The sequence below is a fragment of the Sphingomonadaceae bacterium OTU29LAMAA1 genome, from assembly GCA_024072375.1.
Lineage (GTDB): Bacteria > Pseudomonadota > Alphaproteobacteria > Sphingomonadales > Sphingomonadaceae > Sphingomonas.
This window is the reverse complement of the sequence record CP099617.1, coordinates 2,170,460-2,183,638: the sequence shown is the minus strand read 5'-3', so window position 1 is coordinate 2,183,638 and position 13,179 is coordinate 2,170,460. Positions and strand designations below refer to the sequence as shown.

The window sequence follows — 13,179 nt, the reverse complement described above, 5'->3', positions numbered from 1 at the left end:
TCAGGATCACAAGTGTCCCAAGACCATTAGCAAGGATCGTGCCGTTTTGCCTTCAGTGGAGAAATCGGGGGGGTGTCTTCCAGCGCGCGCATCTCTTTGACCAATGCGGCACGGCGCGCACGATCGAGCAGCTTCTCGATCGCACTCTGGTCGCGCTTGGCCGATCGGGTGGCTTCGGCAGCGCGGTTGACGAACATCTCGGCCGACTGGACCCGCATCTGCGCCGCGGCGGAGGATTGGTGGAGCCGTTCGCGAAAATGCGCCTGCGCGCCCAGCGACCCGGCGCTGGCGACGGTATCGGACGTCGGCGACACCGCATCCGCCAGCGCCTGGATGCGGCTGGCAAGGTTGGTCTCGCTCGCGAATTTCTCGTGCGCCCGCACCTCGTCGGCGCGGGTGAGGCCCAGCTGCAGCGTGCGCACGCGGTGGATGCGCGCAAGCTTCTTCGCGTCAGGCACCGAACACGCCGGTCAGTTCGGCGATCGAATCGCCTAGCGAGACATTCTCGTCGCTACCCTGCTTGATATATTCCATTACGGCCGGGTGCGCGGCGATCGCCGCATCGATCGCGGGATCCGCGCCGGGACGATAGGCGCCCATCAGCACGAGATCGCGATTCTCTTCGTACGTCGCCAGATGTCGGCGCAGCACGCGCGCGGCGTGAACGTGGTCGGGATGCGCGATGTCGGTCATCACGCGGCTGACCGAAGGGCCGATGTCGATCGCCGGATAGACGCCGCGCTCCGCCAGATGGCGGTTGAGGACGATATGGCCGTCGAGGATCGAGCGCGCCGAATCGACCACCGGGTCGTTGCCGTCGTCGCCGTCCGCGAGCACGGTGTAGATCGCGGTTATCGATCCGCCGGTGCGCACGTCGGTGCCGGCACGCTCGATCAGGTTCGGCAGCATCGCGATCGCCGACGGAGGATAGCCGCGCGCCGATGCCGGCTCGCCCAGCGCCAGCCCGATTTCGCGACCGGCGTGCGCGACGCGGGTCAGGCTGTCCATGATCAGCAGCACCTTCTTGCCTTCGTTGCGAAAGGCTTCGGCGATGGCGGTGGCACGCAGCGCGCCGCGGATGCGCAGCACGGGGGAATGGTTGGCGGGAACGGCGACGACGACGGCACGCTTGCGCGCCTCGCCCGCGACCTTGGTTTCGAGGAAGTCGGCGACTTCCCGCGACCGTTCACCGATCAGGCCGATGACGATCACATCGGCCTGCGCCGCGCGCACCATCATGCCGAGCAGCACCGATTTGCCGACGCCGGACCCCGCCATGATGCCGACACGCTGGCCCTGGCCGATCGTCAGCAGCCCGTTGATCGCGCGCACGCCGACATCCATCGGCTTGAGCACACGGCCCCGGTCCAGCGGAGATTGCAGCTTGCCCGCGAGCGGCCATTTCCGCGCGCCGCGGATCGGCCCGAGCCCGTCGATCGGCTTGCCCGCGCCATCGACCACGCGGCCGAGCAGCGCATCCCCCACCTCCGCTTCGCCGGGAGGGCCGACGGGCCGCACCGGCGCGCGCGGCAACAGCGCCGCGGGACCACCAAGGTTCATCAGCAACGTCCGCCCCTTGCGGAAACCGATCACCTCCGCCTCGACCTTCGCATCGCCATGGCCGCCGATTTCGCAGATCGTGCCGACCGGTAGCGACAGGCCGACCGCTTCCATCAGCAGGCCGTCGTACGAGGACAGGCGCCCCGACACCTTTGGCGTCGGGCGGAAATCGGCGACACCCAGCGTCTCCAGATAATCGGCGGTGAAGCGGTTGAGCATCAGCGCGGCTCCAGCGCCGGCACCGGCACGCGGTCGATCGCCTCGGCGAGCTGACCCAGCCACAATTCCGGCCCGTCCTCGACCAGCGTCGATGCGCTTTCCAGCACGAAGCTGCCGCGCGGCAGCGATGCGTCACCCGCGGCGAAGATCGACTTCGGCAGCGATGCCTCGACCAGCGGCAGATCCTCGGGATTGAGCCGCAGCAAGGCCGATTCGCTCGCGTCCGCCAGCATCTCGGCGGCGGCTGCGATGCGGCCGTTGAGCACGTCGGCGGTGACGCCGCATTCGCCGACCAGCTTGTTGACGAGCAGCAGCACGGTCTGGCGCAATTGCGTGGCGATGCGATCACGATCCAGCTGATGGCCATTGGCGAGCGCCGCGGTCAGTTCGGTCAGCAGCGCCCGGTCGCGGTCGCCGCTCTCGCGCGCCGCTGCGGCAGCAGCGGCCAGCCCCTCGGCATAACCGGCGGCATGCGCCGTCTCGACCGGATCGATGAAGCCGGTCGGCTCCACCTGTGCATCGAGCGGGTCCCAGCCCTGCGTAGGCTTCTCGCCGCCCGGATCGGCGGGGCTGAAATGCTTCGGGCCGGATCGCGGTTCATCCCGATCCCCCCCCATCGCGCGTTCCAGCGTCGCCCACATCTCGCGCGGCGTGAAGCCCTGCGGCGGCGCGAACGCAGCCTGGAGCAGGTGGGCGGCGGTGTCGTGGCGTCCGGCAAATCCGGCGACGAACTCAGACATAATCGTCGTCGCTCGCGCCCATCACGATGGTGCCGTCCTTGGCGAGGTTGCGCGCGATACCGATCATCGCCTTTTGCGCTTCCAGCACTTCGGCGAGCTTCATCGGCCCGCGTGCCTCCATCTCGTCGCGGATACCGTCGGCGGCGCGCGCCGACATGCAGCCGAGGAAGCGATTGCGCGCATTCTCGTCGACGCCCTTCAGCGCGCGCGACAGAATGTCGCCATCGACGTTGCGGATCAGCGTACCCAGATTCTTGTCGTCGAGATCGAGCAGGTTGTCGAAGACGAACATCGCCTCCTCGATCGCCTTGGCGACGTCCTTGTCGATCTTGAACAGCTTCGGCATCACCCGCTGTTCGGTCGCCTTGCGCGCGCCCTGCAGGATCTTCGCCGCCTCGCGCGTGCCACCCAGCGTCGGGCCATTGGCGCCGGGACGACCGCCGCCGCCGCCGCGCCGGCTGGCGAGCACCGCCTTCAACGTCTCGACGGCATCGGGGTTGATCGGCCCCAGCCGCGCGATGCGGTGCAGGATATCGGGCTGCACCGCATCGGGCAGCAATTCGAGCACCTGACCACCGACCGTGGGATCGAGATTGGCGATCATCACCGCCGCGATCTGCGGATGTTCCTTTTCGATCATCTGCGCGATCTCGCCGGCCTCGAGCCAGTCGAGGATCTCGAGCTCGCAATTGGCTTCGGGCGGTGTGATGCGTGCGAGCACGCTTTCCGCCTTCTCGGGCCCCAGCGCGCGGTTCATCACCGCTTCGATCCGCGGGCGCGGTTCGAAAGTGATGCCGGTACGCTCGCGCGCCTTGCCGACGAAATCGTCGAGCACGTCCTCCATCTCCTGTTCGGACACGTCCGCGACCGCGAACATGGCGGAACCGAGCTGCCGCACTTCCTCGGGGTCGAGCTTCTGGAGGATGGCCGCAGCTTCCTCCTCGCCGACCAGCATCATCAGCACCGCGGCGCGTTCGACGCCGGTATAGCTGCGCGCGGCGGCGACGACGGGCGTGATCGCGTTCACTTGGCGTCGGCCTTGATCATGTCGCGGATCGCGAGCGCGGCGCGGGCGGGATTGTCGCGGGTAAAGCCGCGGACCGCACCGATCCGGTCGTCGACCGTCTGCGTTGCCTCCAGCCGGTCGAGGCTGACCGATTCATGCACGGTGATGCCGTCCGCGGCCGGGCTGCCGGCCGGACCGGCAAGTGCCGGCGTCGTCGCATCCTCACGCTTCTTCATCAGCCCCTTGGCGAGCGGACGAACGCCGAGCATCAGCACCAGCAGCGCGATGATGATCGCTGTTGCGTTGCGGGCGAGCACCGGCAGCCAGGCGTTGTCGTACCAAGCCGGGCCGGTGGCGTCGGCCGCCGTGTCGGCGAACTTGCGGCTGATCACGGTCACCTGATCCTGTCGCGCCTGATCGAAACCGACCGCGCTCTTCACCAGATCGGTGACCTGACCGATTTCCATCGCGGTACGACGACCCTTCTCGGGTTCGCGCAGCAGCACGGCGACGGACAGGCGCTTGACCGAACCCGGCGTCTGGCGCGTCACCGAAACCTCCTTGCCGAGGTCGTAGGCGCGCTGGAAGCTGTCGCTCTGCTTGTTGGGATTGGGCGCGGGGTTGCCGGCAGCCGGAGCGGGTTCGCCCGATGCGCCGTTGGCGGCCTGAGGTGCCTGCAACTGGCTGGCGGGCGGCGGCGTGTTCGACAGCACACCGGGAATACCGCCGGGCGTCGCCGGGCCACCGGCCTGGTTGCCCGTCCAGTTGCCCGTCTCGGCGCGCAAGGCGCCCTGCTTCTCGTAGCTTTCGCGCGTCGCCTGCGTCTCGTCGAGGTTGATGTCGGCCTGCACCTCGGCGGTGAAATTGCCCGCGCCGACCAGTGGCGTCAGGAGCTGGACCAGCTGCTGACGCACCTTGTCCTCGGTCTTGCGCTGCATCTCCAGCCGCGCATCGCCCTCGGCATCGACGCCGCCGGCACCCGGCTTGGACAGCAACGCGCCCATCTGGTCGACGATCGTCACGCTCTCCGGCTTCATGCCCGGCACCGACGATGCGACCAGATTGATGATCGACTGCACCTGGGCCTGTGACAGCGCGCGGCCACCCTGCAATTTGATGACCACCGACGCCGACGGCGCGGCATTGTCACGCACGAACACCGACGCTTCGGGCGTGGCGAGATGCACGCGCGCCTCGGCGACCGCGTCGATATCCTCGATCGAACGGGCCAGCTCCGTCTCGCGCGCCTGCCGCAGCCGTTCGCCCTCGACGGCGCGGCTGACGCCCATCGGCAACTGGTCGAGGATCGCATAGCCGCCGGGGGCCTGCTTCGGCAAACCTTGCCCGGCGAGCAGCATGCGTGCCTTGCTGAACTGGTCCTCGTCGACCGTCAGGGCGCCGGTGCCGTCGTCGATATGGCTGGTGATGTTCGCCTGCGTCAGTGCGCTGGTGACCGCCTGCTTGTCGGCATCGGTCAGCCCGGTGAACAGCGTCTTCTGCGTCGGTGTCGACAGGCTCATCCAGGCGAGCGCGGCGGCAGCGACGAGCGATACGAGCATCGCCATCGGCAGGCTGCGGCGGACGGCGGGCTGCGCGAGCACGCCCTTGATCTGCAACAGCGGGTTGGCGAACTTCTCGGGCAGGCCCGAGGGCGAAGTGGTGGCGAGTGCAGTGCTCATCGATTACACCGGCATGCTCATGATGTCCTTGTAGGCGGACAGCAATTTGTTGCGGACTTGCAGCGTGGCCTCGAACCCGACCGAGGCCTGCTGGCGCGCCAGCATGACCTTGGCGATATCGACCGTCTCACCGCGTTCGTAGCTTTCGGACAGCGCGGACGCCTTGCCCTGCGTCGCGTTGACGTCCTTCAGCGCATCCTGCAGCGTATCGGCGAAGCTGGTCGGCTTCGTAGCCCCGGCGGGGGCACTGGTCTCGGTCGCACTCGCACGGCTCAGCGCCTGGTTGCGCTCCAGGATCTGCGCGCGCAGCTGCATCACCCGGTCGACGCTCATCGCGCCGCCCACACCCGCAACGCCGCTCATGCCGCACCCGCCATGTTAAGCGGGCGGGCGAGGTCGTCGCCCTGATCGCGTGCCTTGGCGAGGCGATAGCGCAACGTGCGCTCGGAAATGCCCAGCCGCCGTGCGGTCTCGATCCGGCTGCCGCCGCAAGCGGCCAGCATTTCGCGGATCGCCTGGAATTCGCTCATCTGCACGACGTTGCCCAACGTCACCGGGGCCGACATCGCCGGCTCGGCGGGCGCGGCCTGCGGGAACAGCTGCGTCACCGGGGCCGATTCGCGGTGAAAGGTAAAGCTGATCGGCCGGTCGAACACGATGTGGCTCGCCTCGATCGTGTCGCCGCCGGCGAACAGCAGCGCGCGCTGGATCACGTTCTCCAGCTCGCGGACGTTGCCCGGCCAGTCGTGGCGCATCAGCTGCTCGACCGCGTCCACCGTCGGCCACGGCACGACGGCACGCGTACCGGCATGGCGCAGGATCATCGTCGCGGCGAGCGCGGGGATATCCTGCGGACGCTCGGCGAGCGGCTTGGTCGACAGCGGGAAGACCGACAGGCGGTAGTACAGATCGGCGCGGAAGCGACCCGCGGCGACTTCGCCCTGCAAATCGCGGTTGGCGCAGGCGACGACGCGGACGTCGATCTTCTGCGGCACCGACGCGCCGATCGGCACCACCTCGCGCTCCTGCAACACGCGCAGCAGCTTGGCCTGCAACTGGAGCGGCATCTCCGCGATCTCGTCCAGCAGGATCGTGCCGCCGTCGGCTGCCCGGAAAAAGCCTTCGCCGCCCGACGATGCACCGGTGAATGCACCCTTCTGGTGACCGAACAGCAGCGCCTCTAGCATCGTCTCGGGCAGCGCGGCGCAGTTGATCGCGATGAACGGGCCGTTCTTGCGGGGCGAATTGTTGTGGATCGCGCGCGCCAGCACTTCCTTGCCGGTGCCGGTCGGCCCGTTGATCAGGACGGTGATGTCCGCCTGCGCCACGCGCTCGGCCAGCGCCAGCAGCGCCAGCGATTCGGGGTCCGCCGCCGTCGGCATGTCGGGCCCGGCGACCAGCGCGCGGGCAAAGCCGTTGCCGACCGCCGCGTCCTCATGGCCAAAGGCGATTCGCGCCGGGTTGCCGTCGCGCGAAGGAATGACGTGGCGACCGTCGTCGCCGATGATCACGGTGCGGGCAGGGGCGGGCGGCGCCTCGCCCTCGGCGATCAGGAACAGGTCGGCCGGGCCGGGCTGGCCGGTTTCGAACGAACCGACGCCGAAGCCCTGGGCGCGAAGCCCCGACACGAGCGCGTATTTGCGCTGCGACACCGCAGCGGAAGGAAAAATCGAACGCATGGTTTATCCCCCAAGGATGAGCCTGCAATGCGGCAACAAGGGTAAACGCGTCGTTAAAACGGTTGCCGCCCGGCAAAATATTTCCGGGCGCCGGCCCGCCTGCGTCACGCGCGCGCGACGCGCCCGTATGTGCCCGTACGGAAGGGGGGGCTGGATCGGCCGGACGGGTCGAACGACCGGCTGCAACTTTTTCGCTTAAGCCGCCGCGCGCCGGGCCGTTATCCCATTTGGCGGCTCGGCCCTCCGCTCTGGGGGCGGCGGGGAGCGCCGCAGCTAATTGGAGACATCTCATGACCGTTATCGGCACCAACATCGCCTCGCTTCGCGCCAGCAACGCTTCGACCTCCGCCAACATGGCGCTGCAGACCTCGATGGAGCGTCTGTCGACCGGCAAGCGCATCAACTCGGCAAAGGACGATGCCGCCGGCATGGCGATTTCGTCGAACATGACCGCCCAGGTCCGCGGCATGAACCAGGCGATCCGCAACGCCAACGACGGCATCAGCCTCGCCCAGACGGCGGAAGGTGCGCTCGGCGAAGTGAACAACATGCTCCAGCGCGTCCGCGAACTGGCCGTGCAGTCGGCATCGGGCACCTACAGCACCGACGACCGCACCAACCTGAACGCCGAAGTTACGCAGCTGCGCACGCAGATGAATGACATCCTGACCAACACCAAGTTCAACGGCGTTCCGGTGTTCGACTTTGTCGCCGGTACGGCCGCCACGTCGAGCGCCAAGGTCACGATCCAGACCGGCGCCGGTGCGTCCGACACGGTCGATCTGCAGAAGGCGTTCGTCAGCATGGACAATATCACGAACGGCACCACGGAGCCGCTCGACGTCTCCACCACGACGAAGTCGACGACGACGCTGGGCAAGGTCGATGCCGCGATCAAGGACATCAACACCGCCCGTGCGACGCTGGGTGCCGGTCAGAACCGTCTGCAGTCGGTCGTAAACAACCTGACCACCAACGTCACCAACCTGTCGGACGCCCGCAGCCGCATCGAGGATACCGATTTCTCGACGGAAACCACGGCCCTCGCCAAGGCGCAGATCCTCAGCCAGGCGTCGACCGCGATGCTCGCTCAGGCCAACCAGAGCCAGCAGGGCGTCCTGAAGCTCCTCCAGTAATCCGGAGAAGCGACCAGTTCCGGTGCCGGCACCGCCCCCCCAAGGGTGTCGGCGCCGACCGAGCTCTCCCCCCAAGGACGAGCGAAGCCAGAACCCCGGCGGCCCCAGAGCCGCCGGGGTTTTCGGCTGTCAACGATGCGCCGCGCGCGTCAGCCGGTCGTTGATCGCCTCGCCCAGGCCGGCATGCGGGATCGGGGCGACCGCGATTGCCGCCCGATCGCTCGCATCGGCGCGATGCAACGCATCGAACAGCCGCGCCGCTGCCTCGCGCAGGTCTCCGGTCGCCGACAGCATGTCGTCCCCCGTCACCGGGCCATGGCCGATCAACCATTCGTCGGCCGCCGCCGCGGTCGCGTCCAGCCGCAGCGGTTTGCCCGGCGCATAATGCGTCGCCAGCTGCCCCGGCGCGGTGATCGCAGCGTCCGTAGAGTCTATAGAGTGTGCCTGCACCGCGAACGGCAGATCCGAGGCCACGATCGGACCCGGCCGCAGGATGGTCCGGCCTGCGACGATCGTCGATTCCAGCCCGGCTTCGCATCCGCCGTCGTCGATGATCAGCGGCACCCGGTTGCCCAGGCTTGCCGCGACATGCGCGGCCCGCGTCGGGCTGATCCCGTTGCTCGCGTTGGCGGATGGAGCGGCCAACGGGCGCTTCGTCGCAGCGAGCAGGGCCTGCATCGCCCGATGACGCGGCACCCTCAACGCTATCGTCGCCAGTCCCGCCGTCACCAGCGATGCGATCGGTGCGTCCGTCCGCAACGGCAGCACCAGCGTCAGCGGTCCCGGCCAGAATCGCGCCGCCAGTGCCCGCGCATCGGCATCGAACACCGCCAGCGCCTCCGCGGCCGCCAGATCGGCCACATGCACGATCAGCGGGTTGAAGCTCGGTCGCCCTTTGGCGGCATAGATGCCGGCCACCGCGTCGGCATTCCCGGCATCGGCGGCGAGGCCATAGACGGTCTCGGTCGGCACCGCGACGCATTCGCCACGACCGATTCGCTCGGCCGCCTCGTCGATCGCGGCCATGCCGTAGGGTAAGATGCGCGGGTTTGGATCGACCATCCACCGGGGCTATATCGCGGGTAATCCTGGGAGAGAATGATGTCCTTTACCGCAGCCGTGGCCGACCAGCGTTTCGTGCTGGAGCACGTCGTAAAAATAGACGAACTCGCCACCACCGATCGCTTCGCCGCCGCCAGCCCCGACGTGATCGATGCGGTGCTGGAGGGCGTCGGCCAGTTCGCGGCCGGCGAATGGGCCCCGCTCAACCGCGAAGGCGACACCGTCGGCGCTAAATGGTCGCCCGATGGCGTCCATATGCCGGCCAGCTTCATAAAAGCGTATAAGGATTACGTCGAGGGCGGCTGGGGTACGATCGGCGTGCCGGAAGAATTCGGCGGGCAGGGCCTGCCCTTCGCGATCCAGACCGCGGTGCTTGATACGCTCGGGTCTGCCAACATGGGCTTCGCGCTCTGCCCGACGCTGACCGTCGGCGCGATCGAGGCGCTCGCGCATCATGGCTCACCCGAACAGCAGGCGCTTTATCTTCCGCATCTCGCCACCGGCGCATGGACCGGCACGATGAACCTCACCGAACCGCAGGCCGGCAGCGACGTCGGCGCGCTTCGCTCGACGGCCAGGCCGCTGGGTGACGGCAAATGGTCGATTAAGGGCACCAAGATCTACATCTCGTTCGGCGACCACGACATGGCCGACAACATCGTCCACCTCGTCCTCGCGCGCACGCCGGATGCGCCCGCCGGCACGCGCGGCATCTCGCTGTTCATCGTCCCCAAGTTCCGTTTGAAGGATGACGGCACGCCCGGCGAGTTCAACGACGTCCGCGTCGTGTCGATCGAACACAAGATGGGCCTGCACGCCTCGCCGACCTGCGTGCTCAGCTTCGGCGACCATGACGATTGCGTCGGCGAACTGATCGGTGCCGAACATGCCGGGATGCGCGCGATGTTCACGATGATGAACAACGCCCGCCTGAACGTCGGCCTGCAAGGCGTCCAGATCGCCGAAGGCGCGACGCAGAAGGCGGTCGGCTATGCGCTTGAGCGCGTCCAGTCCGCCCGCGCAGGTTCGCCGAACAAGGAATCGGTCCGCATCGTCGACCACCCGGACGTCCGCCGCATGCTGCTTCGCATGAAGGCGCAGACGCAGGCAGCCCGTGCGCTCGTCTATTACGCCGCCGGTCAGGTCGATCGCGCGGGGCTGGGCGACGCTGCGGCAAAGAACCGGCTTGAAGTCGTCACCCCGCTCGCCAAGGCGCACGGCACCGACATCGGCAACGAAGTCGCAAGCCTCGGCATTCAGGTGCACGGCGGCATGGGTTACGTCGAGGAAACCGGCGCCGCGCAATATTTCCGCGATGCCCGCATCACCCCGATCTACGAAGGCACCAACGGCATTCAGGCCGCCGACCTCGTCGGCCGCAAGCTGTCGCTGGATAACGGCGGTGCCTTCGCGGCATTGGTTGCCGATATGCGCGCCGAGGCAGAGCACCCGGCGCTCATCGCGCTGATCGACGCGATCGACGCCATCGCCCACCGCCTCGCCACCGCCGACGCCGACGACAAGCTCGCCGCCAGTTATCCCTTCCTGACGATGACCTCGGTCGCGGTCTGCGGCTGGCTGATGGAACGCGAAGGTCGCCACGCGACCGGCGACGAGGACTTCGCTATCGTGAAACGTGCGGCGGTCCGCTTCTATCTCGACCAGATCGTCCCCGAAGCGCTCGGCCTGAAGGCCGCCGCTACCGCGAGCGCCGACGTTCTATATGCAATTCCCGCAGAAGCCTTCGCCGCCTGACCTAACAAGTCCTCCCCCGCGAGGGGGAGGTGGCACGGCAACGCCGTGACGGAGGGGGAGGTAAGCGACGTCGTTGATAACGGAGTTCGAAGCCCACCTCCCCCTCCGTCACGCCCTGCGGACGCGCCACCTCCCCCTCGCGGGGGAGGACCGAAGAACGCCAAAGGTCACGCACCCTGGATTTCTTCCCGGCGTCGGGCACCGTTCGGAAGGAGCCGAATGATGGAAGGGGAAGGAAGTTACGCACTCCCTTACGAGCCGCCAAACCCTTGCACACCGCCATCCCGCCCGTCACAGAACACGCATGTTCGACCTCGACGCCTATCTCGCTCGCATCAATCTCCCCGCCCGCGTCACGCCCGACGCCGAGGGGCTCGGCCGCCTCCAGCGCGAACACCGCCTGTCGATCCCGTTCGAAAACCTCGACGTACGCCTTGGCCGCGGCATCGCGATCGATTCCGCCAGTGTCTTCGCGAAGCTCGTCACCGCCAAGCGCGGCGGCTATTGCTTCGAACAGAACCGCCTGTTCATGGACGCGCTGACCGCGCTTGACTTCGAGGTCCGCCCGCTGCTCGCCCGCGTCTGGCTCGGTGTCGAGGATACCCCGCCGCTCACGCATACGCTCAGCCTCGTCACGATCGGTGGCTGCGACTGGATCGCCGACGCCGGCTTCGGCGGCAGCTATGCGCCGGTGATGGCGCTGGTCGACGGCTGGGAAGCGGAGGCCCCCGACGGCGCGTGGTTCCGCCTCGAACGCCACGCGCAGCACGGCTGGATGCTCAGCCGCAAGGGCGATCCCGGCTCCACCGACGGTCGCGGCACCGGCGCCGACTGGATGCCGCAATACAGCTTCCACGAAACCGAAGTGTTCGACGCGGATCTGGCTTTGTCCAATCACTGGACCTCGACCGCGCCGGGCAGCCGCTTCACGCAGCTGACCATTGCCAGCATCGTCCTGCCGCACGGCATGGCCGGCCTTACCGACCGCCGCTATCATCGCCGCGCCGGCGACAACAGTTCGGACGCCGAGATCACCGACCCCCGCGTTTACCGCATGCGCATGTCGCTGATGTTCGGCATCGACCTGACGCCGGAAGAGGTGGTCGCGCTGGAGCTGTTTTAAGAAGGTCGGTCCGCGCGAAGGCGAAGAGTAACGCCCCCAACCCATCGTCATCGCCGCGCAGGCGGGGATCCATAGCCGCGACCGTCGCTGTTCCATCTGAAAGGTCGGCGCGTAGGGATTTCCGCCTTCGCAAGGATGACGGAAAACAGGTTAGATCCGGGATATCCGCGCTTCCACGAACAGCGCGCGAAAATCAGACCCGCTCGCGCTCCAGCAGATCGGCGGCATCCAGCCCCAGCAGGTCGATATAGCCCAATATCCGCGGCCACTGATTGTCGACGAAGCTCGCCCGCTCCGCCGCGCGCAGTTTCTCCGATGCGCCCGGCAGCACGAACATGCCGACACCGCGCCGCACCTCGACATAGCCGTCGTCCTGAAAGCTCTGATAGGCCTTCGCCACCGTCAGCGGGTTGGCACCATGCTCGGCGGCGAACGCCCGGACCGAGGGAAGCTGATCCCCCGCGCGATAGTCCCCGCGCAGGATGCCCGCCGCGATGGTTCCCCGCAGCCGGATATAGACCGGGCTATCCTCGTTGCTTAGCGCTGTCATGCTGGTTTAATACAGCAACGGGCGAAAAGGTCCACTCCCAACAGGCCGATTGTCATCCCGCATCGGGCCAGTGCGAGACGATCCGTGCCATGTCCGGGCGGGGCCGTTCCTCCAGCGGCCGCCCGGGCGTGCCGACGAAGACGAAGCCGACGATCTTCTCGTGCGCCGCGCCGAACGCATCGCGCACCGCGGTGGAGAACGTCGGCCACCCGGTCAGCCAGCCGCCCGCGAAGCCCATCGCATGCGCAGCATGCAGCAGGTTCATCGTCGCCGCACCCGCAGACATCTCCTGTTCCCATAGCGGGATATGGCTCGTCCTGCTCGGCGACGACAGCACCACCACCAGCGCCGGCGCCTGCCGCGCGAATTGGTCGAGCGAGTCGATCTCCGCCCGCGCCGCCTGCGGGCGTTCCGCACGATAGGCATCGACGATCAACCGCGACAGGGCATCGCGATCGTCGACGATCACGAACCGCCACGGCGCCAGCTTGCCGTGATCGGGCGTCCGCGCGGCGATGCCGATCATCTGGTCGAGCTGCGCCGGATCGGGGCCCGGCGCGACCAGATCGCGCGGCTTGCCGGACCGCCGGGTGGCCAGCAGAGTCAGCGGCGTGGAGGTGTCGTTGAAGATCGGATCGGTCATGCCCGACACATAGAGGTGCCGCCCGAT

The 13,179-nt window shown here is 67.7% G+C and carries 13 protein-coding genes; 3 read left to right on the top strand and 10 right to left on the bottom strand.

Features of this window, described 5'->3' with window-relative positions; all coding sequences use genetic code 11:
• Window positions 1–26: 26 nt before the first annotated feature.
• The 7 genes from NF699_10645 to NF699_10615 form a co-directional block, all read right to left on the bottom strand.
• A complete protein-coding gene (locus NF699_10645) occupies window positions 27–458 on the bottom strand; it encodes a hypothetical protein (GenBank protein ID USU03545.1) in 432 nt (143 codons plus the stop codon).
• Complete coding sequence (locus NF699_10640) at window positions 451–1,779, bottom strand: FliI/YscN family ATPase (protein USU03544.1); 1,329 nt, start codon at window positions 1,777–1,779, stop codon at window positions 451–453. Before NF699_10640 ends, NF699_10645 begins: the two co-directional genes overlap by 8 nt.
• Window positions 1,779–2,519, bottom strand: coding sequence for a flagellar assembly protein FliH (locus NF699_10635; protein ID USU03543.1), 741 nt, complete (start codon window positions 2,517–2,519; stop codon window positions 1,779–1,781). Before NF699_10635 ends, NF699_10640 begins: the two co-directional genes overlap by 1 nt.
• Window positions 2,512–3,477 (bottom strand): flagellar motor switch protein FliG, encoded by a 966-nt coding sequence (locus tag NF699_10630; protein USU07052.1) that lies wholly within the window; start codon window positions 3,475–3,477, stop codon window positions 2,512–2,514. The genes NF699_10635 and NF699_10630 overlap by 8 nt, the downstream gene beginning before the upstream one ends.
• 65 nt (window positions 3,478–3,542) lie before the next feature.
• Window positions 3,543–5,204: a flagellar M-ring protein FliF gene (gene fliF / locus NF699_10625; protein ID USU03542.1), complete on the bottom strand. Its 1,662-nt coding sequence runs from the start codon at window positions 5,202–5,204 to the stop codon at window positions 3,543–3,545.
• Window positions 5,205–5,207: 3 nt separating this feature from the next.
• A complete protein-coding gene (fliE, locus tag NF699_10620) occupies window positions 5,208–5,567 on the bottom strand; it encodes a flagellar hook-basal body complex protein FliE (GenBank protein USU03541.1) in 360 nt (119 codons plus the stop codon).
• A complete protein-coding gene (locus NF699_10615; GenBank protein USU03540.1) occupies window positions 5,564–6,883 on the bottom strand; it encodes a sigma 54-interacting transcriptional regulator in 1,320 nt (439 codons plus the stop codon). The genes fliE and NF699_10615 overlap by 4 nt, the downstream gene beginning before the upstream one ends.
• 290 nt (window positions 6,884–7,173) lie before the next feature.
• Between NF699_10615 and NF699_10610 the strand changes: the two genes are divergently transcribed.
• Window positions 7,174–8,019, top strand: coding sequence for a flagellin FliC (locus tag NF699_10610; GenBank protein ID USU03539.1), 846 nt, complete (start codon window positions 7,174–7,176; stop codon window positions 8,017–8,019).
• Window positions 8,020–8,148: 129 nt separating this feature from the next.
• Here NF699_10610 and NF699_10605 read toward each other — a convergent pair whose 3' ends face one another.
• On the bottom strand, window positions 8,149–9,081 hold the full coding sequence (locus NF699_10605) for an L-threonylcarbamoyladenylate synthase (GenBank protein ID USU03538.1): 933 nt from the start codon (window positions 9,079–9,081) through the stop codon (window positions 8,149–8,151).
• 36 nt (window positions 9,082–9,117) lie between these two features.
• Between NF699_10605 and NF699_10600 the strand changes: the two genes are divergently transcribed.
• Both NF699_10600 and NF699_10595 read left to right on the top strand, forming a co-directional pair.
• Window positions 9,118–10,836, top strand: a complete 1,719-nt coding sequence (locus tag NF699_10600) for an acyl-CoA dehydrogenase (protein USU03537.1) — start codon at window positions 9,118–9,120, stop codon at window positions 10,834–10,836.
• A 304-nt stretch (window positions 10,837–11,140) separates the two neighbouring features.
• Complete coding sequence (locus tag NF699_10595) at window positions 11,141–11,959, top strand: arylamine N-acetyltransferase (protein USU03536.1); 819 nt, start codon at window positions 11,141–11,143, stop codon at window positions 11,957–11,959.
• Between the two features lie 193 nt (window positions 11,960–12,152).
• Here NF699_10595 and NF699_10590 read toward each other — a convergent pair whose 3' ends face one another.
• Both NF699_10590 and NF699_10585 read right to left on the bottom strand, forming a co-directional pair.
• On the bottom strand, window positions 12,153–12,509 hold the full coding sequence (locus NF699_10590; GenBank protein ID USU03535.1) for a GntR family transcriptional regulator: 357 nt from the start codon (window positions 12,507–12,509) through the stop codon (window positions 12,153–12,155).
• Between the two features lie 52 nt (window positions 12,510–12,561).
• Entirely contained in the window at window positions 12,562–13,140 is a 579-nt protein-coding gene (locus NF699_10585) for a nitroreductase (GenBank protein USU07051.1), read from the bottom strand.
• Window positions 13,141–13,179: the final 39 nt, after the last annotated feature.

Excerpts from the sequence above, each read along its gene's own strand:
- NF699_10640 (USU03544.1), bottom strand. The coding sequence starts at position 1,779 with ATGCTCAACCGCTTCACCGCCGATTATCTGGAGACGCTGGGTGTCGCC.
- NF699_10635 (USU03543.1), bottom strand. The coding sequence starts at position 2,519 with ATGTCTGAGTTCGTCGCCGGATTTGCCGGACGCCACGACACCGCCGCC.
- NF699_10630 (USU07052.1), bottom strand. The coding sequence starts at position 3,477 with ATGATGCTGGTCGGCGAGGAGGAAGCTGCGGCCATCCTCCAGAAGCTC.
- fliF (USU03542.1), bottom strand. The coding sequence starts at position 5,204 with ATGAGCACTGCACTCGCCACCACTTCGCCCTCGGGCCTGCCCGAGAAG.
- fliE (USU03541.1), bottom strand. The coding sequence starts at position 5,567 with ATGAGCGGCGTTGCGGGTGTGGGCGGCGCGATGAGCGTCGACCGGGTG.
- NF699_10615 (USU03540.1), bottom strand. The coding sequence starts at position 6,883 with ATGCGTTCGATTTTTCCTTCCGCTGCGGTGTCGCAGCGCAAATACGCG.
- NF699_10610 (USU03539.1), top strand. The coding sequence starts at position 7,174 with ATGACCGTTATCGGCACCAACATCGCCTCGCTTCGCGCCAGCAACGCT.
- NF699_10605 (USU03538.1), bottom strand. The coding sequence starts at position 9,081 with ATGGTCGATCCAAACCCGCGCATCTTACCCTACGGCATGGCCGCGATC.
- NF699_10600 (USU03537.1), top strand. The coding sequence starts at position 9,118 with ATGATGTCCTTTACCGCAGCCGTGGCCGACCAGCGTTTCGTGCTGGAG.
- NF699_10595 (USU03536.1), top strand. The coding sequence starts at position 11,141 with ATGTTCGACCTCGACGCCTATCTCGCTCGCATCAATCTCCCCGCCCGC.
- NF699_10590 (USU03535.1), bottom strand. The coding sequence starts at position 12,509 with ATGACAGCGCTAAGCAACGAGGATAGCCCGGTCTATATCCGGCTGCGG.